The 18,153-nt window shown below is 65.4% G+C and carries 18 protein-coding genes and 1 tRNA gene; 6 read left to right on the forward strand and 13 right to left on the reverse strand.

Annotated elements, in window-relative coordinates; translation table 11 throughout:
- Positions 1–987: 987 nt before the first annotated feature.
- Positions 988–1,194, forward strand: coding sequence for an Imm32 family immunity protein (locus OG257_RS26645; protein WP_329211460.1), 207 nt, complete (start codon positions 988–990; stop codon positions 1,192–1,194).
- A 67-nt stretch (positions 1,195–1,261) separates the two neighbouring features.
- On the opposite strand, the gene OG257_RS26650 is transcribed toward OG257_RS26645, so the two are convergent.
- Both OG257_RS26650 and OG257_RS26655 read right to left on the reverse strand, forming a co-directional pair.
- Positions 1,262–1,336 (reverse strand) — tRNA-Trp (locus OG257_RS26650).
- 212 nt (positions 1,337–1,548) lie between these two features.
- Positions 1,549–1,935, reverse strand: a complete 387-nt coding sequence (locus tag OG257_RS26655) for a hypothetical protein (RefSeq protein ID WP_329211462.1) — start codon at positions 1,933–1,935, stop codon at positions 1,549–1,551.
- A gap of 339 nt (positions 1,936–2,274) precedes the next feature.
- Between OG257_RS26655 and OG257_RS26660 the strand changes: the two genes are divergently transcribed.
- On the forward strand, positions 2,275–2,448 hold the full coding sequence (locus tag OG257_RS26660; protein ID WP_329211464.1) for a hypothetical protein: 174 nt from the start codon (positions 2,275–2,277) through the stop codon (positions 2,446–2,448).
- Positions 2,449–2,521: 73 nt separating this feature from the next.
- On the opposite strand, the gene OG257_RS26665 is transcribed toward OG257_RS26660, so the two are convergent.
- From OG257_RS26665 to OG257_RS26680, 4 genes are all read right to left on the reverse strand, one after another.
- Positions 2,522–2,989 (reverse strand): DUF4240 domain-containing protein, encoded by a 468-nt coding sequence (locus OG257_RS26665; RefSeq protein ID WP_329215370.1) that lies wholly within the window; start codon positions 2,987–2,989, stop codon positions 2,522–2,524.
- Between the two features lie 253 nt (positions 2,990–3,242).
- Complete coding sequence (locus tag OG257_RS26670; RefSeq protein WP_329211466.1) at positions 3,243–3,914, reverse strand: enoyl-CoA hydratase-related protein; 672 nt, start codon at positions 3,912–3,914, stop codon at positions 3,243–3,245.
- A 268-nt stretch (positions 3,915–4,182) separates the two neighbouring features.
- Complete coding sequence (locus OG257_RS26675) at positions 4,183–4,704, reverse strand: flavoprotein (RefSeq protein WP_329211468.1); 522 nt, start codon at positions 4,702–4,704, stop codon at positions 4,183–4,185.
- Positions 4,705–4,943: 239 nt separating this feature from the next.
- Positions 4,944–5,456, reverse strand: coding sequence for a hypothetical protein (locus tag OG257_RS26680; RefSeq protein ID WP_329211470.1), 513 nt, complete (start codon positions 5,454–5,456; stop codon positions 4,944–4,946).
- Positions 5,457–6,153: 697 nt separating this feature from the next.
- Here OG257_RS26680 and OG257_RS26685 point away from each other — a divergent pair.
- Positions 6,154–7,518: a glutamate decarboxylase gene (locus OG257_RS26685; RefSeq protein WP_329211472.1), complete on the forward strand. Its 1,365-nt coding sequence runs from the start codon at positions 6,154–6,156 to the stop codon at positions 7,516–7,518.
- Between the two features lie 388 nt (positions 7,519–7,906).
- Here the strand turns inward: OG257_RS26685 and OG257_RS26690 are convergent, their stop codons facing one another.
- The 7 genes from OG257_RS26690 to OG257_RS26725 form a co-directional block, all read right to left on the reverse strand.
- A complete protein-coding gene (locus OG257_RS26690; RefSeq protein WP_329211474.1) occupies positions 7,907–8,305 on the reverse strand; it encodes a peptidoglycan-binding domain-containing protein in 399 nt (132 codons plus the stop codon).
- A 236-nt stretch (positions 8,306–8,541) separates the two neighbouring features.
- A complete protein-coding gene (locus tag OG257_RS26695; protein ID WP_329211476.1) occupies positions 8,542–8,982 on the reverse strand; it encodes a peptidoglycan-binding domain-containing protein in 441 nt (146 codons plus the stop codon).
- A gap of 965 nt (positions 8,983–9,947) precedes the next feature.
- On the reverse strand, positions 9,948–10,640 hold the full coding sequence (locus OG257_RS26705) for a hypothetical protein (RefSeq protein WP_329211478.1): 693 nt from the start codon (positions 10,638–10,640) through the stop codon (positions 9,948–9,950).
- A 291-nt stretch (positions 10,641–10,931) separates the two neighbouring features.
- Positions 10,932–11,363, reverse strand: coding sequence for an SMI1/KNR4 family protein (locus OG257_RS26710; protein ID WP_329211480.1), 432 nt, complete (start codon positions 11,361–11,363; stop codon positions 10,932–10,934).
- 188 nt (positions 11,364–11,551) lie between these two features.
- Positions 11,552–12,298: a hypothetical protein gene (locus OG257_RS26715; RefSeq protein ID WP_329211482.1), complete on the reverse strand. Its 747-nt coding sequence runs from the start codon at positions 12,296–12,298 to the stop codon at positions 11,552–11,554.
- A gap of 171 nt (positions 12,299–12,469) precedes the next feature.
- The gene (locus tag OG257_RS26720; RefSeq protein WP_329211484.1) at positions 12,470–12,766 is read right to left on the reverse strand and encodes a GYD domain-containing protein; all 297 of its coding nucleotides are present in this window, start codon (positions 12,764–12,766) and stop codon (positions 12,470–12,472) included.
- A 1,713-nt stretch (positions 12,767–14,479) separates the two neighbouring features.
- Complete coding sequence (locus OG257_RS26725; protein ID WP_329211486.1) at positions 14,480–14,896, reverse strand: hypothetical protein; 417 nt, start codon at positions 14,894–14,896, stop codon at positions 14,480–14,482.
- A 257-nt stretch (positions 14,897–15,153) separates the two neighbouring features.
- Between OG257_RS26725 and OG257_RS26730 the strand changes: the two genes are divergently transcribed.
- The 3 genes from OG257_RS26730 to OG257_RS26740 all read left to right on the forward strand — a co-directional run bounded on the left by OG257_RS26730 (position 15,154) and on the right by OG257_RS26740 (position 18,115).
- Entirely contained in the window at positions 15,154–15,372 is a 219-nt protein-coding gene (locus OG257_RS26730) for a hypothetical protein (protein WP_329211488.1), read from the forward strand.
- Between the two features lie 316 nt (positions 15,373–15,688).
- On the forward strand, positions 15,689–17,320 hold the full coding sequence (locus OG257_RS26735) for an ABC transporter substrate-binding protein (protein WP_443054488.1): 1,632 nt from the start codon (positions 15,689–15,691) through the stop codon (positions 17,318–17,320).
- A 333-nt stretch (positions 17,321–17,653) separates the two neighbouring features.
- On the forward strand, positions 17,654–18,115 hold the full coding sequence (locus OG257_RS26740) for an SRPBCC family protein (protein WP_329211491.1): 462 nt from the start codon (positions 17,654–17,656) through the stop codon (positions 18,113–18,115).
- Positions 18,116–18,153 lie beyond the last annotated feature (38 nt).

An 18,153-nucleotide genomic window follows, 5' to 3' on the forward strand; every position in this document is an offset into this window, starting at 1 on the left:
CGTCGTCGGCGTCCCGCTGCCGGCCTTCTCGCCGAGCACCGCGTGCGACGTGCGGCACCGACGTATGCTCAACCGTCACCTCTGAACCAGGGTCCTCGCCTGAGTGTGGACGCCCTCATGCCCGTTGCGAGCCCGCAAGAGGCACGCTGGGATCAAGTCCACCAGTTCGCCAACTGCATCGCCGAACGTTTCACGTGCCCATTCACTTGCTGAGCCCACGAGTACCGCCCCTCCCTGATGAGCGCCGAACACGCTGAGCAGTAACACCTGAACCGTGCGTCCAGGCTCCCGATGCACGCAAGATGGCATGGGCGCAATGTGGGAGCACGATTTACCCAAGAGGTCCGTAAGACCGGGACCTTGGTGGCGTCGATTCCGAGGGCAGACGTGCCAGTTCCGTGCCAGATGGAGCGGTCAGCCGCGGTCAACCCGGGTGTGTAGTGGTGCAGTGTGCGTAGATGGGCCCGGTGGCCTCGCGAGTTTGATGACCAGCCGAGACCGGTTTTCGGTCGGCGCCAGGCTTACAAAGCAGATGTCGGCGGTTCGAAACCGTCCGCGCCCACCCAGCAGGAAGCACGACGAAGGCCCAGGTCACCGTACAGAACCGGGTGCCTGGGCCTTGTTCGTTTCTCAGCGGGGGGGAGGTGTCGTGCCAAGGTGTCGTGCTAGAGCGTCGTCGAACTCTGCCGGCCGGACCACTCACACGTGCGGTAGAACTTTCTCTACTTCATCAAGACCCGCGCACGGCGCGGGCGCGCGCCGCCTCAGCGGCGCGGCCTGCCTCTGTCTTCGCCCCGGCTGGCCGCGCCCGGCGGCGCGCTCCGTGCATGCGAGCGAAGCTATGAGGTCCTCCGAGGGCCAAAGAGGTGCCTCGGGCGGGGGCGCTCAGACTCCGGGGATGGAGGGGGCGCCGTTCGCGGGTGCCGGCCGAACTGGGGTGAGTGGTGGGTTGAGATGGGTGGTGAAGGCCCGCTATAGCGTGACCTCATGGATGAACCCAGGATCAAGGTGTACGGCTCAGCAACCGAAATCACCGTTGTGGCCAATGCCGCAGGGTTGCGCGACTTGGCTGAGCGACTCATAGGGCTCGCAGATCCCGAACTCCGGGACGGGTACCACGAGCATCTTGAGGGCGGCATCAATCTCGAAGAGGGTTCGGTCAGCCTGATTCTGGCCCGAGACGAAGCGATGTAGGGCCACACTCCGAACCAGTACCAGTACCGTCTGGTACACGGCAGACTCGCCGGATACGGCGAGAAGGCAGAACCGGCCGGATTCGAACCAGCGTCCTCGCGATTTTGGAGACCGCGCGCGACGACCTCTGCGCTACAGCTCCGCCCCGTCCACCATCCTAAGGACTCCCGCTGTTGCCGAGGCAGTATCCGTGCCCTTCCCGTGCCCGTTCGGCCGGGAACTGACGGGGAACCACGGTTACTGACGGACAGCGCGTATGAGAACGACCCCTGACCGAATCACCTGGTCAGGGGCCGTTCATCTGTGGTGGGTGTGGGATTTGAACCCACGGTCACATCGCTGCGACGACGGTTTTCAAGATCGCTGGTCGGACTGGCTGGTCCATGGAGATTCCCCTATGTGCTCCTCCAGTTCCGTGATTGGCCGGTCCCCGACCGTCACCGCGATGAAGATGGTCGGCTCCTCCTCGTACTTCCAGCTGGCTGGGTCCTGTACGAGGGCAGCCACCTGATCGGTCGGAACGTCATCGCCGACGTACGCTGCCGGCCACTCGGGCCCTCGGCGAACGTTAAGGAACCCGAGGCGTTGCCAGCGCACGATGAGTTGGGAGAAGACCGGGATGTATTTCTTCCAGAGCTCCTCGTCCTCGCTCTGCGTACGGTCCGCCAGGATCTCCCAGAGGCAGGAACCCTCCCTGGCGTTCACATAGAGGAGGTACTCATCTTCGGTCCACTCCTTCATCGTTTTCTCCTCCGTACGGCCAAGTCTTCCGGCGCGAACCTGGCGAGGCCGTCTTCGTCGTGCCAGTCAGCCCGGCGCTTCTCTTGACATCAGCGCCTGACACCAACAGCAGCAAACGCGGGCGGTCACGGCCGATCACCGACGACCACCGAGGCCGATGAACCGACTGCATCTCCTGGCCCAGCAGCGGTGTGTAACCGACCTGATAAGGATGAGGCCACAGCACAAAGCTCATCGTCGGCCACTACCGAGACTCAGCGGCTACGATCTCGCCCACACCAATGGGGAGGGAAGATCGTCGTGGCTATGGGACTAGCGGGACTGCCTGGCAGAGAATGGATGATCCGGGACTCGAAGGGCCGGAAGTACAGCTACGACTCGGAAGAAGAAGCGTTCGAGGAGCTCCCCGAGCACGTGGAAGGGGCTTCGGTATGGACCCGCGAGGTCTACCGTGTGCTGTTCGTCACCAGGTCGGTCGACGGCTGGCAGCAGGTTCCCACCCCGCGCGGCTAGCGTGCCCGCCTGCCCGAACGAGCGGGAACCCGCGGGGGACGACGGTCGCTCACGGATCAAGCGGTAGCGCGACTCAGTCCCGCAGGTCTGGCCAACCGTCTCGATTGGAGTAGCTCTCGAAGCAGTACCGGGTCGAGCGGTCCCACTCCTCACCGGTGGCCAGCTCGTACGCCTTGTCCGGCACGTACAGCAGCCACTCGCCGTCACACTCGCTTGAGGTGTAGGGCGCGAACTTGTCGGCGTCGAAGAAGACGCTCTCCCACACGGCCTGCCCCGCGGCCACCACAGCGCAACGCGTGTACAGGAACACGTCGGAAGACTGCGGGAACGGGCTGCCGAGCCGGGCCTTCAGGTCGACCACCGGCAGGGTGCCGAACTTCTCTTGATCCAAGCGGTAGACGGCCTCGGCGAGGCGCTCCGCGAAACCGATGATGTCGGGGACAGGGCGGCGGCTCAGCTCCTCAGCGAGGCGACGGCAGCTCTCTTCAGTTGCTTCGCCGTTCAGGGTGGCTATCAGCGCCCAGAAGTCGGCCCATGGCATTCTCACGGGCGCAGCATGCCAGGCTGGTCTGACATCCACGGCCAACATCAACGACGGCGGACGGAGGCGGTCGCACTCGATTGTCCGCAGCAGCCGTCAGCAGCGCCCCACCCACGGCCAGGACGCCAACCGAACTCCTAAAGCGGGTGTCGCAGGTGGGAATCCTGCCGGGGGCACCAGTTCAGAAGGGCCCCACCTCCGGACTTCCGGAGGTGGGGCCCTTCTGGCATCCACAGCTGTGCACTATTCGTGTCTAGCCGAGGGGGTTGGTCGTGTCCCGCAGGGCGGCGAGAGCCGGGGCGTACATGCGGGCCTTGATGGTGCCGAGGGTGTCGCCGGCCTTGCTGGCCTGAGCTTGGGCGATCTCGATGGCGGTGGTGCGGACAGCGTCCTCGTCAACTGCGCGGTCGACGATGCCGACGGTCAGGGCGTCGCCGCCTGCGTAGCGGCGGGCGGTGAGCATCGCCTCGTGGGCGGACTGCGGTGCCAGCCGGGACTGGATGAGGGCGGACATGCCCGGGGTGAAGGGGATGTTGATGTCCGCTTCGGGCAGGCACCAGTAGCCGCGGTCGGCGCGCATCACTCGGAAGTCGTGTGCCAGGGAGAGCATCGCGCCGGCTGCGAAGGTGTGTCCCTGCAGAGCTGCCACGGTGACCACCGGCAGGGACAGCATCCGCGCCAAGAGCTCCTGGACCGAGACGACGTAGCCCTGGTGCTGGTCGGCGTGGGCGAACAGCCACTCCAGGTCCAGGCCGTTGGAGTAGAACTTCCCGGTGGCGGCGGTCACCAGGGCGCGGGGTCCTCCGGCCTTCTCCACCTCGTCCAGTGCGGCATTGGCCGAGGCAATCCAGTCGGGGTGGAAACGGTTCTCGCCGTCGCCGAGGTCGAGAACGAAGACGTTGTCCTGACGGTCAAGCGTGGGCATAGCGGCTCCTTCAGAGTGGATCGATCGCAAGGTGGCCGGTCAAGGCTGCAGCGCGACCGCTCAGGTCAGACCAGTGCCGCACCGGCATCACAGGGACTGCGGCGGCTCGACGGTTACTGGCCAGTACGAATAATAACGGAACTACCGGTAACGTATCTAGGGCGGAGGGCTCTGGATGCGAGGGGTGCCGCGAGCCCTCCGTCCACCACCAGAGGGTTTGGCCAGGAGAGGGGGACACCTGCGATGGTGATGCGCTCCATGACGCGGCTCAGGCCTGGACTGCCATCAAGATCGCGGCCCAAGGAAGCTCTCGATCCGCCGGGCCCCGACGTGGTTCGTCCAGCGGCCAGACATCAGCCCCGTACACCAGCTCCACACCCGCCTTTCGCAAAGTCTCGATGTGCCCCTCCCATGCTGGGTGCCGCGCATGGGCCGCGTTGATCCGAGGGAACACCACCACTGGGACCTCGATGGTGCCCAGCGCCTCGCTTACCTGCGTCAGGGCTTGGCTGTCGGCGATTCCCGTCGCGAGCTTGGCAACGTAGTTCGCGCTCGCCGGGGCGACGACGTAGCAGTCGGCGACCGGGTGGGGGCGGGGCTCAGTCGGCAGACGAGGTGTGTCCCGCACGGGCAGACCAGTCAGTGCCTCCAGTCGGTGCAGCTCGCCGTTTGCCCTCAGCCATCGGCCGGCATTCGGCGTCAGGGTCACGGCCACCTGCCAGCCAAGGGCGATGGCTGGCTCTACCAGTCCGGTGCGTAGTTGCTCGACTCCATCGGCTGCTGTGCCCACAACTCCCAGCACTCCGCGACTGCCTACGCTCACCGTTCCACCGCCCCGTATCGGTCCGCCCCAGGGCCAGCAGTACAGCAGAGAAGTACCGCAACCACAGCGACCATCAGCTGATCCCCAGCCCCCGTGTGGACACGTCGACAGCCCTCAGTGACCGCTGTGCCGATAGTTCGCATCGAGGCGGTCGCTGTCCCCGAAAAGAGAGCGGCAGCAAGACCCAGGAGAACTGGTCATGCGGTTCAGTCAGCCGTGGTTGATGACGCTGAAGACCTGCTCGCGACGCACAGGTCATAGTTGTCCAAGTTGCCCATGTACACCCAGAGCTTGACCGAGCCTGCGGTTCCTCCAGCCGTGTACTGCCCAGACACCTTCTTTGAGCCGGAAAAGCGGATCGTGACTTCAGTGACGGGCTCGGACTCGTCGGGGGGAGTCCAGGTGGACGATTTCCACGACCCGCTGCCACTCAGTGAGTGGGAATCCACAGGGTCCGGAAGCTGGCCACTCCAGTCCGAGAAATCGCCGCAGATGCCCTTGGCAACGAAAGTGCCGTTTGCGGCGAAGGTGACACTCCCACCTTCTTCGTCCCGCCAAGCCCCGACCAGTTGCTCATCGGCGACGGCTTGAGGTGTACCCGGGGGCATCGGGGCATCGTGGATCGCAACGGCGAGGCTGTAGCAACCAGTAAGCAGCATGCACATCGCGCCGCCAGCTATTGCGACGCCGAGCATCGTGCCCGCACGAGCGATCGTCATCCTGCTGTGCCGATCTCATCGGTGTAAGTGTCCTCGATACCCTGGCACAAAAGTTGAACATGTTCAAGATGCTGTTGGTGACCCTTGGATGGCATGGTCGAAGCCTCATGTGGTAAGGGCTGACGGCGATGTGATGGACGGTCAGCAGTGCAGCAGAGAGGGGCAGAGAGGGCAGCCTGACATCCGCGACTGACATCAACGACGGCGGACGGCAGCAGTATTGAGCGGCTGTCAACAGCACCGTCGCCCTTGGTGTGACTGGGTGCGGCTGCTCATACCTCCCGGCGTTCTGGCGCTACATCGGGCCGTACCTGCCACCCCGCAACGCGTACATCCTGCTCCGCAACTCGATCTACTTCGACGGTCACGGCACCACGCAGGCCCTCATCGTTCTGCTGCTCTACTTGGCCATCCCCGCAGTGGCCCTCGTCCTGCTGTACCGGTTCCGCACGCCGAAGCCCCATCACTCCGGGGGCCGAGGCCGAAGCAACCGCGGTGACCGTCCCGGTAGGGGCCCTACCGTAGAAGCCGACGACAGATCCCGCAGCAAGCAGATCCATGCTCGGATCCCGCCCTGCAGCCACCCAGTGCGCGGTGGAATCCTGGGGGCCGAGAGACCGTTTGTTGGTGGTGCCCAACTGCCTGCCTCAGCGTGTCCCTCGCGCAGGAAGGCACCGGCGCTGTTTGAATCCTCGGCATGACCAAGCGTGACGACGGGGCCCTGTTCGGTAACCGGTTCTTGACCGTGCCCGCTCCCTCGGAGGCCTTCCCCGAGGTAGGCATGGCCGCGACGGACGCGATGAGGCTGGTGGATGTGGATCTCGCGATGGAGGGAGATCCACAGCGCAACCTCGCCACATTTGTCACCACATGGATGGAGCCGGAGGCGCAACGGCTCATCGCCGAGAACCTCCACCGCAATTTCATCGACCACGCCGAGTACCCCATTTCCGCCGAGATCGAGCAGCGTTGCGTGCGCATGCTCGCCGATCTCTTCCACGCGCCGGGCAAGACAGCCGGATGCCGGACCCAGGGATCCTCCGAGGCGATCATGCTCGGCGCGCTGTCGCTGAAGTGGAAGTGGCGGGAACGCCGCAAGGCGGCCGGCCTGTCGATCGACCGGCCCAACTTGATTTTCGGCGGGGACGTCCACGTGGTGTGGGAAAAGTTCTGCCGCTACTTCGACGTCGAGCCGCGGATCATCCCGCTTGCCGAAGGCAAGTACACGATCGGCCCGGAGGACGTGGAGCCCCACCTCGACGAGAACACGATCGGCGTCGTCGCCGTCCTGGGCACCACGTTCACCGGCCACAAGGATGACGTGGTCGGCATCGACAAGCTCCTGCGGGACGTCCGAAAGGAACGGGACCTCGACATTCCGATCCACGTCGACGGAGCCAGCGGCGCCTTCGTATGGCCCTTTCTCTACCCGGAATCCAAATGGGACTTCCAGCTCGAACAGGTCCGTTCCATCAACGTCTCGGGTCACAAGTACGGCTTGGTCTACCCCGGTATCGGCTGGTTGATCTTCCGCGAGGAGTCCGACCTGGCCAAGGACCTCGTGTTCTACGAGAACTACCTGGGTAAGACCGACGCGACGTTCACACTGAACTTCTCCACCGGCGCGTCGATGGTGCTCGCGCAGTACTACAACTTCGTCCGGCTCGGTCGCCAGGGCTACACGTACGTGATGAAGATGATGCAGGAGAACGCCCGTGCGCTGGCGGACAACCTGCGGAGCAGCGGCCGTTTCGAAGTGATCGGCAGTGACCTCGAGCAGCTGCCCCTGGTCGCATTCCGTCTCGCCGGTAAGCACGCTTACGACGAGTCAGACGTTGCCTGGCAGCTCTCGGCCGAGCGCGGCTGGATGGTGCCGGCGTACACGCTCCCGCCCAACGCGGAGCGGGTGAAGATCATGCGCGCCCTGGTCAAGGAAACCCTGAGCCGGGAGCAGATCGATCGCCTCAGTCAGGACATCGAGGACGCCTGTCGCACGTTGGACGACAAGGGCATGACCCACGAAGCCGAGCGGGCCCAGGTCAAGCAGGGAACCGGCTACTGACGCGCTCTTAAAGCCAGCCGTGCCAGAACGAACGCTCAGTCACCCGATGCCCGGTGTGCAGCCCCCAGGAGGCCCACGGGAGCTCTCGATCTGCCGGGCCCCGACGTGGTTCGTCCAGTGGCCAGACGTCAGCCCCGTACACCAGCTCCACACGGGGCCGTGCTCGCCTGCTCCTGGGGCCCGCCGCCGACATCAGCCGACCCAGGTTCGGGCGAGCTGGGCAAATGCCGGGGTCTGAGCCCTGGGCCAGCCGTGGGGAACAAGATCTTCCGCACAGCCGACCGAGCTCGGACCCGGCCGAGCCGGATCAGCAGGATGGGACAGCGGGAGGGCCGCGCTCGAACTCACCGTGCATACGGCAGGTACACAGAGCCGGCGGAACGAATGATCACGCTCGGTAGCAGACGTAGGTTCGCAGAGCAGGCCATGTCTTGCTGCCGACGATGCCGTCGGTTGCGAGGGTGTAATCGTACGAGTTGTTCATCATGGTCTGGAATCGCTTGGCAGCGGCTCGGGAGTTGGTCCCGAAGACACCGTCGATCGTGCCGGGGTCGAATCCTGCCCACTTGAGCAGGCACTGAGCCTCGATGCCCGAACTCGACACCCCACTGGAGCTCGGAACGACCGTCATGCCCTCGTAGTAGCCGGCGTACGCATAGGGCTCCTGGACGTCGAAGCCGCAGCTGTACGCCTGAGCGGTGGTGGTGCCGGCGAAGGCGGCAGGCGCGGCGATGGTGCCGGTAATCAGTGTGGCGACTGTCAAAGCCGTCGCGATGCTTCTGCGCATGTCGTCTCGTCTCTCTCATGTCGTGGTCCGGCAGCACGGCCGTCGGGCAACTGCTGCTGGTGGCGGGTGCTCCGGCTCAGGACGGCCGGCCTGCTGCTTGCGGGTGTGTGGAGCCCGGCGCCGACACGGACGACGGCCGCTTGCTCCGACTCCGTGTAAGCCGCCGTCCCGGCGCCGACGGCGCCGGGACGGCGTTCTTGATCAATAAGTTCCGAGCCGTGGACGGTGACGGCTGCTCAGGCGTTGTACTCGGCGTACCACCGCAGCGCAGGCCATGTGTCCTGGCCGACGATGCCGTCAATGGCGATGCCGTAGCCGAACGCGTTGTTCATCAGGGTCTGGAATTTCTTGGTAGCGGCTCGGGAGTTGGGCCCGAAGACACCGTCGATCGTGCCGGGGTCGAATTTTGCCCTCTTGAGCAGGCACTGAGCCTCGATGCCCGCACTCGACACCCCGCTGGAGCTCGGGATGACCGTATTGCCGCTGTAGTAGCCGGCATACGCCCTGTCTCCCGAAACGGAGTAGCGACAGGTGTACGCCTGAGCGCTACTAGCCCCGGCGAAGGCTGCAGGAGCGGTTACGGTGCCGGCGATCAACGTCGCAGCTGTCAAGGCAATCGCGATGTTTTTGCGCAAGGTCGTCTCGCTTCTCTCGTGCCGTGATCCGTTGACGATCACCGCAGACCGACTGCTACTCGTGGCACGCGCTTCAGCCTTGAGGGATACGGGTACTGCGGCCCTCCCGTGATCCCTCGCGTCCTCGCATCGCAGCTCTCCCGCAGCATCAAGGCCCCAACACTGTGGACCACCAGACTGTGGTAATCAGGCCTGCTACCGCGACCAATTTCGATCAGAGTCGAAGGGACGGCCGCAGGCCCAGCGCACCGGACAGTGAGAGGGTCATGATCGAGCTCACCGTGGACGCCGCCGGGCTCGCCCGCTCCCGCTTAATAGGCCCGAGGGCATGAGTCGAGACCGATCCGCGGGCCAAGGGCATGCCTCCGGCGGGGGCGCTCAGACTCCGGGATGGCAGGGGCGCCGTTCGTGGGTGTCGGCGGATTCGAGGTGAGCGTCGTGGGGTTCCCATCCCGACCACCGACCCAGGCAGAGCCGAGCAGTCGCGCGCATAGGGCGTCAAGGTCGTTCGTACAGTGGCGCGCTCCACCTTGACGCCCTGAACCACGCCCGCTCCACGGAGTGTGGGTCGACGGCAGACGGGATAGGAGCAGAGGTGGGTAGTCGGCGGAGGCCGGCAGGGGCGATGGCCCGTAGTAGCAGTCCAAGCCCTCCACCCGACTCGATCTGCACACCCCGGGCTACATTCACCAGATGCGGCTGAGCGTCCAACTGCGCTAGAACGGCCCCGTACCCGGGCACACAATCACGGACACTCGCGGTCGGTCCGCCTAGGTCACGACCGGTTTGGCCGCAGGTTACCCAGTCGCTCGCATTGCTTCGGGACGAAGAAGTCTGCGTGCCATATCCGTGCCGGGAGCCTGGTCATCCGCCCCTTCACGCCGAGCCCGTACGAGCTGGTCGAGGCCGGCCGCAACCTCCCGCTGCCGCTCGAGGTCCGATTGCGGGTGGCTCAGCGCGGCCCGCTCGGTCGACTGCCTCGCGCGCACCATCGTGTAAGGGTGTCCCTAGCCGGCAATACACACCGGGATACTGAACCTTGTTCCGCACTCTGGACAGTTCGCATGCCCGAAGAGGTGGGTTACCCACGCGGCAACCTGGTCATGGCCGGCGTCACGCGCCATGTTGTAGATCCGGCCGCCGACGCCGGTCAGCTCGTCCGGGCTCGCCGGATGCAGTTCGGCGTCACTCTGGTCCGCGTATTCGCCCAGCAGAATGCAGGTGAGCGCCTCGCACTCAGAGCACTCGGCCTCGAACTCCTCGAAGAGCAGTTCAAGTTGCTGAGACCAGATCGGCACACCTTCGAAGGCGAGCAGGCACTGCGCGAGGTACACGAACGTCTCCGGCTCGTCGGCCGGGACGTCAGTCAGGCAGGCGTGGGTCACCGACGTCAACTCAGTGATCTGGGAGGCGTAACGGCCACGCAGCGTCGCGTCGGCTTCGGCGACGATCAAGCCGCCCATGAGTACCGCCTGCTTCCGCTCGCCGGGCGCGCGACCAGACGCGATGTCGGCGAGGGCCGGCAGGGCGGCGTAACTCGCCTCGTACACGGTGCCTTGGTGACAAAGCGCCGACCAGAGGTCGTGCCAGACCTTCTCGTCCTCCTTGCCGCCGTTGAGACGGGCGAAGAGGCCAGGTATGTCGTCTGCGGGCCCGTACGCATGTGTGAGCTGCGACCAGTCCGCCGCGGGGTGTGTCATGCGTCCGTATTCTGCCTGGCGCCGGCAGGTACGGCTCCAGCCAGACGCTCGGCATTCGTCAGATCACCCCGCCCCACGCCGGGAACGACGAACGAACAATCCGACGGTCGCGTGATCCGCCCCGGACAGTGCCTGGCCGTGCCCGTTGCGTGCCCGGTCCAGCGGGACGCAGCGGGGGCCCATGGGAAACAGCGGTGCCGATCGCGCTCCGTTGAGGCCGGGGAGAGGCTAGGCAGCTGCCAGCCGCATACGCCTCTTCCGAACCAGGGACACAGAGGCCAGCATGTCCTTCTACCGGTACCAGTCGCCATCGCCCGCGAGGGAACGGTGCAGGTAGTCCTTCAGCTCGCGCGCAGCCCACAGCCGACTGTCATCCTCGTGATCCCAGACGAAGATGTCCGGACGCTCGGGCGTCAGCACGAACGCGAACTGGTCGCCCCCGCCGTTGTCGCCGAAGAACAGCAACGGATCAAAGGGCATGTACAGGTCCGGGAACGTATCGGGGGACCGGAACAGCAGGTTCTGCTCCAAAATCCGATCCAGGGACCAGACGACGTCTGTCCCGTACTCGCCGACTATCCCGTCCGTCTCCATCAGCAAAGCAGTGAGTTGCGCCGGCAAGTCTCGGCCAAGGCGACGCACTGCCTCAGCGAGAGCGGTCGCGTCAACGGGTGCCCGGAACTCGACTTCGGGCAAGGCTTCGGCAGCGGCTTCCTTCCACATAGGCGCAGCTTAGGTCGAAGGCCGACAGTCCAGACGGCAGGCGCTGTACAGCAGCCGGGTACGGCAAACACAGCAACCGCCCCCACCCCGTAGCGTCCTCGTGGAGCCGAAACGCGACCTGTACGACCGTCTCCGGCCGATCTCTGCAGAGCCACAGATCAGAAGGTGACACCTGCCATGGCGAGCCTTCACCGGTTGAGTGCCTCATCCCAAACGTCTCCGCCATCCGCCCAGGTCCATAGCCAATTACGCAGTGAGGACGATGCGTGTCTCAGGCCGTCGTGCGCGTCCTGGCCCCCGTTGGGCACCCAACCGTCGGCGTCGTAGAGCAGTACCGGGTTACCGACCGCGGTGAGTGAGAGGTGCCACTCCATCGTGCATCCGCCGTAAGCGAGGTGCAGCCACGTAGCCGGCACTCCGCTTGTACGGTTGCGTTCATGGATGCTGACCGCGCTCGGCCAGTCAGTCAGGTGCCCCGGGGCCCGGTTGCCGTCGGTGAGCGAGGCCAGACCGCTGTCGGGACCGAAGCCTCCATCGGCGACCTCGGTGTAGACGCGCCGTAGAAGCTCGGGAAGACGGCGTCCGATTCTGCGTTCTGCCTTATCGGCATCCGCGATGGAGAGCGGCGGAAACAGTGGGCCGCGGGGAGCGTCAGCGTAGTAGGCGGCCACCTCCTCGACGTCGGACTTGAGCTGTACCGTCCCGTCGCTGCAGTACGACCTGATGACGTCCTGGCGCTGCTCCAATCGCGCGCTGCCATAGCGCTCGGAAATCCATAGAGCGGGAACGTCAGCCGTGTCGAAGCGCCGTCCCGGATCGCACGCCCGAGCACGAAGCTTCTCGATCAGCGCATCGTCGTTCTCGTCCTTGACGCTCGGCTCCTCGAGAGGCTCCTGCCTGAGCGGTGCGGGACCAGGAGGCGAAGAGGAATTCATGCGGGGGAGCCTAGTGCTGAGCTCTCACACACTATGGCCGCGCCCACTAGTGCAAAGGCCCCCAACCGATCATGGTCGGACGTGGTTACCCGCGGTCCGGACGCTGCCGTTTCAGCGTCCGGACCAGGTGACTCACCACCTCGCGCTGCGTGTCCTGAACGGCGTGGGTCGTCAGCCGGCCGCCTTGGCGACGATGCGCTCCATCTCCTCCGGGCCGAAAGCTCGCAGGCTCGTGGAACGGACATTGCCCACCCCGCCGAGTTGCAGGAGTGCTGCCGTGGCAGTCTCGTCGTCGGGCGCCTCGACGATGGCCACGAGATCGTACGGACCGACGGTCCAGTAGATGCTCAGGAGTTTCGCGCCGAGCTTCTGTACCGCTGACCCGAAGGCCTCGGAGCGCTTTGCGGTGTCCTTGTAGTTACGGATCCCTTGATCGGTCCAGCTCAGCAAGGTGACGTACGTCGGCATGTTCTTTCACCTTCACGAGGAGTGACACATCGTGAGGTCAAGCGTGGACATTTGAGCCAGAACATGCACGAGATGCGCATCCGAACGAGCAACACGAGCGACCACAGGCATCCCGGGGCGGGCTGACAGCCAGTTCTGATGTTCACGGGGGCGATTGCTCACGGCCCGAGCGTCGCTTGACCGTGCGATCCAGATGGCTCACTCCTGCCCTGTCCGCCCTCCTTTTCGCGAACGGCATCAGGGACTACCGCGACGGAGGCTCCATGGGCCGGCCGATCGGCGGAGCGGTGCTTGCTCTCGTCAGCCTCCGGGTCACCTACCGCGGGATACCTCGCCGGAGCAGCAAGACCACCGAGCCAAACTAGGCGCACAGCAGTGCCGTACCGAGACCTCAGCAATCACCCCCGCTCGCCGACGTCTCTCCGGCGCTTCGCCGTGGTCGGCGTGACGTTTGCTGCCCGATCCGGATAGAGCTACGGATCAAGTGATGCCCACGAGAAGGAAGGTGCGCGGTCGGCTCTGGCAGGTGGTCTGCTGGCCATCGACGAAGCCCGACCGTCGGTTAGGTCCCGGACGATTCTCCGGGCCGCCCCCAGACAGGCCGGGGATGCAACCATTCACTTCAGAGCTGGAACCCCCGGAAGCCGACCGCGCGATTGAGACCCTAAAGGCCGGCACTGACAACGGCCTTGTAGGTGATTGGCCGTTGAGCGGTGAGTGTCCAACTGTGTGACAGCGCCGACGAACAGCGTGGCTGAGCGCCCCGGGGCTTTCGCCGCAATTGCCTGACGTCAATGGCCGCCGGTGAAGCACCAGTTCGCCAGCACCCTCCACCCAACGGGGTCGATCTCACCGCCCTGGTGGACGATCCGGCTGCCCTTCTCCATCACGAACGGAATACTTCCGCGCAGGCGGTCCCTCGGCCGCCATGTGCCCCCGTCAGGTACGAGCCAAGCTCAGATGGTCCTCAAGACTTGCCGCTTGGGCTTCCAAAGGCGGGGACTGGCTGCCATGTTGATCTCCACGCGGAACACGATCGTGTGTCGCGGGCTACTGCCACAAGGCAGCGAAGGAGACGCAGATGTTCGGATTGTTGGGCCCGGGAGACGTCATCGGTGTAGTCGTCGCGGTCGTTGCCGCCGCAGGTGTCGCCGTAGTGGCTGTCAAGTGGTTCAGGACGGGGGCGCGGTAGACCGAGGCAAGGCAGGCCGCCGATGTCGGTTGCACCGCACACGCTGCTGCGGCAGAGCGAGAGTCTGTCGAGACCGCCATCGCGCGATGACATCAACGGCTGACACCAATGGCGGCCGCTTCTTGGCGAGTCCCGATGGACGCAGGCGGCAGGTCGGTGCTGCGAGGTTCGGGATCTTCCGTGGTGGGTGTCCGTCTACCGACCTGACGGGGATGGGGCAACAGAGGCGGGTCGGGTGGTCGCGCTGTCAGCCCGACACGGTCACCAGACCCAGCACCACGAACACGGCTCCCACGATCCCGAACCCGGTTCGCATGCGGGCAGGGCTCTTCCAGGGCGTTCCCCATCGGGACCTCCGCGTAACCGCCACATCCGCCCAATCCCAAACCCATAGGGCTACGTTGCGGTAGTCGCAGGCCACTACTATCAGGCCCCCTCCGGCGATCAGTTCGAGCACCCCGCGAAGAATCATGGCTGTTCCTTCCCCTGCCTGATGAGGGCATCCGGCTTGCCTCGGTAGCTCACAGCTTTGCGTTGAGGGTCATGAACGAGCGACGCTCGATGAAGTGCTCAAACATCGGCTCGGGTGATGGGCCCAATAGGTCCAAGCCGCAAATGTAGAGCTCTGGGCGGTTCGACAGCAGCTCGAAGTCACGCACGGCATCGTCGAAAGCACAGATGACACCGGGTTCGGTTGCAGAGTCGATCACCAGGACGTGGTCGTGAGTTCCCGTAGGCGTCGCTCCAGCCCAACGCACTACCTCATCGTCCGAGATGCCATCGAGCGCGAGGGTCCGGCATGGCAGCCCCCGCCAGTCGATGCCTTGCCCCGCCCAGGGGAGGGTGCAGAGATAGGCGTCGAACGCCGCAGCAAGCTCGACCGTGCTGATCGAAGCATCGTGGTCGACGATCCAGGTGGAGATCTCTTCGGCACGCACGCGCGCAGGTTAGCCGAGCCGCTCAGCAAGCCGGGTGGTGTGCCCCTTGCGTGCCCGACCGGTCGAGAGCGAGAGGGGGCTACGGGGAACGACGGTCACGTCGTGGCTCGCCCGCAGGCCAGCGAACTACCGGCTCAGCCGCTTCTACGTTGTGACCGCCTTGAAAGCCCCGGACCGATTACGGTCCGGGGCTTTCACTGCCTCGGAGCCGGCTGCGCGGACCCGGCTCCGCAGTGCGCTCCAAGGCGCGTCTCGACTTGCTGGACACCGTCAGCTCCCCGCTGCTCCTGAGTGGCCTGCTGCTGTCTCTCGCAGTGTCGGAATCCTGCTTCTGGCTCGCCCTCTCCGGCTTCGCGCTCCTGACCGCCGTCTACGCCCTGAAGGGCGTCCACCTGGTCCGCGCCCGCCGCCGCCCCACGGCCTCATCCGGAAGACACGCACTGACAACTGGCAGGGGCATGCTTCACCGCAACTGAGGGGTCTCGCAGACCTGTGTGACAGCGGTCGACTGCTTGCCGCCGTCGTCCTGACGCAACCGCCACGCAAGCGGTGGCCGAACGGAACCACGACGCGGGGCGTCCCTCCAGCTGACCGGCCGCACCACTGCGGGTCGCCTCCGACGGCCGCCCCGCGGCACCGGCTGCCGAAGATCAGCTGGCCAAGGCAATGGGGGCAGACGAGGGGCTTCCCCCTCACCCTTATGATCGGGGCAAAGGTGCTCACCTCCCCGGTCCGGATTTGCGGAGCCTCCGCATGCCTGGAGGGGACCGCGGACCGAGGCTAGGAGCAGCGATGACTGCCCCCCGCGCGGCCGCCAGAAAATCAAGAGGCAGTTCTGTGAACGTACTCAAACGGCGGACAATCGCTCCCATCGGGGCCGGTCTCGCGGTGGCTCTGCTGGGCGGCTGCGGCACCCAGACCGACGGAGGCGCGGCCGAACACGGCGAATCGGTCGTCGTGGGCATGTCGGACGACGTCCTGTCCGCGGATCCGGCCTCGGGCTACGACCCGGGGTCCTGGCTGCTGTTCAACAACGTCTTCCAGTCACTGCTCAGCTTTCCCCGAGCCGGCTCGATACCGGAGCCGGAAGCGGCGAAGTCCTGTGCGTTCGAGGACGGCAACAAGGTGTACCGGTGCACGCTCCGTGACGGCCTGACCTTCAGCAACGGCAACAGCCTCACCTCCGAGGACGTCAAGTACTCCTTCGAGCGGGCGATCAGGATCGACGACCCCGCAGGCCCCGCGCCGCTGCTCTCCACCATCGCGAAGATCACCGCTCCGGACCCGAGTACGGTCGTCTTCCGGCTCAAGGTTCCCGACGCCACCTTCCCCAGCAAGATCGCCTCGGGCGCCGGTTCCATCGTGGACCACAGCGAGTACCCGGCGAACAGCCTGCGCAAGGACGGCAAGGCCGTCGGCTCCGGGCCCTACGCGCTGAAGTCCCTCGACAAGTCGAAGGCCGTGTTCTCGGTCAACTCCGGCTACAAGGGCACAGCGCGGGTGAAGAACTCGGGCATCACCCTCGAATTCTTCCGGGGCGACCAGAAGAAGCTGGCCTCCGCGCTGCAGAAGGGGGACATCGACGTCGCCTACCGTGGTCTGGCCGCGCAGGACATTGCCCAGCTGGAGGAATCCAGCGCCGCGGCCGACAAGGGCATCGACATCGTCGAAGGCACCAGCGCGGAAGTGCAGCACCTGGTCTTCAACATGAAGGACCCGGTTGTCGGGAAGCTCCCCGTGCGCAAGGCCATCGCGTACCTGGTGAACCGTGATGCCCTCGTCAGCGAGGTCTACCACTCCACGGCCAGCCCGCTGTACTCGATCGTCCCGGCCGGTATCACCGCCCACAACACCGCGTTCTTCGACAAGTACGGCGGGAGCCCGCAGCCGGCCAAGGCCGAACAGGTACTGCGCTCCGCGGGCATCACCGACAAGGTGAAGCTCACGCTGTGGTCCACGCCGACCCGTTACGGCCCCGCCACCGACAACGAGTTCCGGGCGATCGCCAAGCAGCTCAACGCGAGCGGACTGTTCGACGCGCAGGTCAAGTCTCTTCCCATCAAGCAGTACGAGGAGCGGATCGCGGCCGGTGAGCTCGGGGTCTATGTGAAGGGCTGGGTCCCGGACTACCCCGACCCGGACAACTTCACCCAGCCGTTCTTCGGCAAGGACAACGTCCTGCAGAACGGCTACGAGAACAACGACATCACAGACCGGATCATCCCGGGCACCTCCGCCCAGGCCGATCGCGGCGCCACCCAGGATGCCTTCGACGAGCTCCAGGACACGGTGGCGAAGGACCTGCCGATCCTGCCGCTGTGGCAGGGCAAGCAGTACGCGGTGGCGTACGACAACGTCTCCGGTCTGGAATGGACCCTGGACGCGTCGACCGTCTTCCGCTTCTGGGAGATCAGCAAGTTCTAGTAGAGCCTTGTCAGCTTGATCAAGCTCTAGCCGGACGAGGCGGACCGCTCAGGCCCGAACCTCTGGGCATCCTTCAGGAACCACGGCAAAGGCCCAGGCTTCCGGTACCGAACCGGGAGCCTGGGCCTTCCTCGTTTCTCTTCGATTCCGCCGGCCGAGGGGCCCAGCCCGTCCGCCTGTGGAGTGAGTGAGGGCAGGTCGACCCACCCGTCTGGACCTGTCGGACTGTGCATGTGGTGCGGTCGCAGGAGGCTGGAGGCCAAGCCCATGGGCGGCCGGACATGATCGGCGGCGCCTTCCATGTCCGCAGCCTCCAGAAGGAGCGTGATCAGCGTGGCCCGGAACCGCCGTCTGATCCTGAGCTCGCCGTCCGAGGTGTGGCGCCTGCTGTCCGACGGCCACCGCTACGGGGAGTGGGTGACAGGAACCCAGCAGGTCCTCGCCGTGGACCCGCAGTGGCCAGAGGTGGGAGCCCGCCTGAACGTCCGAGTGGGCGCCGGCCCCCTGAGCCTCGACGACACCTGCGTCGTCCGCATCTGTGAGCCCCGACACCGCCTGGAACTGGAAGCGAAGGCAGATCCCTTCGGTGCGGCCCGCATCGCCATGACCTTGATCCCCTGGGGCGGGAACACTCTTTTCACCCTCGACTGGCATCCCCTCCGGGGCCCCGGCACCCGGATGCACGGACTCCCCGTGGACTACTTCGTCGCGGTCCGCAACGGAATGATGCTGACGAAGCTCGCCCGGATCGCGATGCGCGAACATGACGGAAGCGCTTGCGGCACCTTCACCTGAGACGAATGATCGCGGCGCCCTGACCGCAGCATCGCCAT

The organism is Streptomyces sp. NBC_00683 (genome assembly GCF_036226745.1).
GTDB lineage: Bacteria > Actinomycetota > Actinomycetes > Streptomycetales > Streptomycetaceae > Streptomyces.